Genomic DNA, 2,388 nt, shown 5'->3' with positions numbered 1-2,388 from the left:
CCCAAATACACTAGTTGTGACCAGTGCGAAAATTAGGAAGAAACCATAATATTCATATCATTTTTAGGAAAAAAAGCATACTTAGTAAGATTCTATATTTAAATAGGTCTATAGTATCTTAACAAGGAGTAGCGTTCATTTCTCCCTACTCTTTGTGTATTACGCTATTTAACCTTTACTTCTTCCATAATGTGTTCAGGATAGGCAATATAATCTCGACCCATATAATTTTTCATACACAAGCCTTTTGCCAATCCTTTGTCAGTAATTTCATCACCGTTAATGAGACCATCATTTTCCATTAAATCAATAAACTCAGCTTGTTTTAAACCTAAGATTTTGGAAATTTTAGAAGCCGAGTATATGCGGCTGTCCATTGTTCTAACTCTGCTGTTTGTCTTGGATGGTTTTGGATTTTGTTTGTTCTTTTTTTCTACTGGAGTAAGATCATCTATTACAATTTTTATTCCTTCTAGTTTTTTAGATCCTATTAACCCACTTAAACCCTTACTTTCTTTTAATATAGGTTCGCTTTTAAACTTCAATTCAGAACCCTCAAATATTTTATTGAATTTTTCTAAGGGATCGGTTTCATTGTTATTTAATCCAAAAACATTATTCTTAACGGTTGATACTCCTTGTGATATTAAGGAATCAGCACCGTCTATTACCTTGCCCAGTATTCCTGTAGATGCGTAATGCACTAAAAATCCAGATTCAATATTGTTAGCTAAGGAATAGTCATATAGATTTAGACTGGTTAACATAAAGTGTGTGTCATTCTGGAAGAACTTAGCATGTAACCTTTCATTATATCTAATCTCTACGTTGGGGAATGATTTTAAAAATTCTAAACTGTCTTTTTTTATACTTTTATAAATGTTGTTTTCATTCTTGCCAAATAGGACCCTTAGCCTAAAATCGGGTTTACCTATTTTTTCTCGTAGTGCATCCTCAATCCTCTTATCTAAGTCGAGGAAAGGTGATATTAATAATAATTCATTCTTGGAAGTTCTAATTATGTTCTCAACCGCTGCAATCAATTGATTGTCAAATAAAAATTCACCATCTATAGTCATTGTTTTCAGTATAAAGATTAGTCGATTATTTTAATAGGAAACGTCTGTCAAAAAGTTTTATTGCATTATAAATTTTGAAGCACCTCCCTAGACTTGGTTTTTAACTTGCTATAATTGATTCCAATGTGTGCTCTTTCATAATAAGTATATATCCCAAAGGCGATACCAAAAAGCGGTAAACTTTTTTAAATAAAAGCACAAGTACGATCTATGATAAAGGTTTAATCATGCTTTAAGTTCAAAGGTCTAGATAGGAAATTTAAGATAATTGGATATCTTTAAGGCTTAATAAAATTACACCCACCACATCAATGACAGAACAGAAAGCAAAACTAGAGCAACAACTCTGGAACATTGCCAATACCCTACGAGGTAAAATGAATGCCGATGAATTCCGCGATTATATATTGGGCTTCATTTTTTATAAGTACTTAAGTACAAAAATGAACCTGTATGCCAATAAAATATTAAAACCAGACGGACTCACTTTTCAAGAAATTGAAGGACATCCCCAGGAAGCCGAATATATGGCTGCTATTAAAGATGCTGCCTTAGACCGCTTGGGGTATTTTTTAAGACCGTCCGACTTGTTTAGTGAATTGGCAAAAAGAGGTAATGGCGGTGGAAAGCACCAGTTTATTCTGGGAGATTTGGCTAAAGTGCTTACTCATATAGAGCAAAGTACCATGGGGTCTGAAAGTGAAGAGGATTTTGGAAACTTATTTGAAGATTTGGACCTCACCAGCTCCAAGTTAGGAAAATCTGAAAATGATAAGAACGAGCTTATTGTAAAAGTCCTTACGCATTTAGATGAGGTAGATTTTGATTTAGAAAACACGGATAGTGATGTACTAGGGGATGCCTATGAGTATTTAATTGGGCAGTTTGCCAGTGGTGCTGGGAAAAAGGCCGGGGAGTTCTATACCCCACAACAAGTGTCCAATGTTTTGGCGCAGTTAGTGACCGTGGGCAAGGAGCAACTGAAAAATGTGTACGACCCTACCTGTGGTTCTGGCTCGCTATTGTTGCGTGTGGCCAAGGAGGTAAAGAGTGTGGGTGCCTATTACGGGCAGGAGATGAATCCTACTACTTATAACTTGTGCCGAATGAACATGATTATGCACGATGTGCATTACAAGCGGTTCGACATAAAGAATGAGGACACCCTAGAGCGACCACAACATCTAGACTTACGGTTTGAGGCCATTGTAGCCAATCCGCCCTTCTCGGCAAAGTGGAGCGCGAGTCCCTTGTTTATGAGCGACGACCGATTTTCGGCCTATGGGAAATTGGCACCCAGTTCTAAGGC

The 2,388-nt window shown here is 36.5% G+C and carries 2 protein-coding genes; one reads left to right on the top strand and one right to left on the bottom strand.

Going from position 1 to position 2,388, the window contains the following annotated elements:
- Nucleotides 1-164: 164 nt before the first annotated feature.
- Nucleotides 165-1,079: a phospholipase D-like domain-containing protein gene (locus F1E73_RS16685; RefSeq protein ID WP_086476970.1), complete on the bottom strand. Its 915-nt coding sequence runs from the start codon at nucleotides 1,077-1,079 to the stop codon at nucleotides 165-167.
- Between the two features lie 311 nt (nucleotides 1,080-1,390).
- Between F1E73_RS16685 and F1E73_RS16680 the strand changes: the two genes are divergently transcribed.
- On the top strand, nucleotides 1,391-2,388 hold a 998-nt coding region (locus tag F1E73_RS16680), incomplete at its 3' end, for a type I restriction-modification system subunit M (RefSeq protein ID WP_150452618.1).

It is taken from the genome of Arenibacter lacus (assembly GCF_008711145.1).
GTDB lineage: Bacteria > Bacteroidota > Bacteroidia > Flavobacteriales > Flavobacteriaceae > Arenibacter > Arenibacter amylolyticus.
This window is presented reverse-complemented; position numbering and strand designations above follow the sequence as displayed.

Coding starts and splice junctions, on each gene's coding strand:
- F1E73_RS16685 (WP_086476970.1), bottom strand. CDS start 1,079: ATGACTATAGATGGTGAATTTTTATTTGACAATCAATTGATTGCAGCG.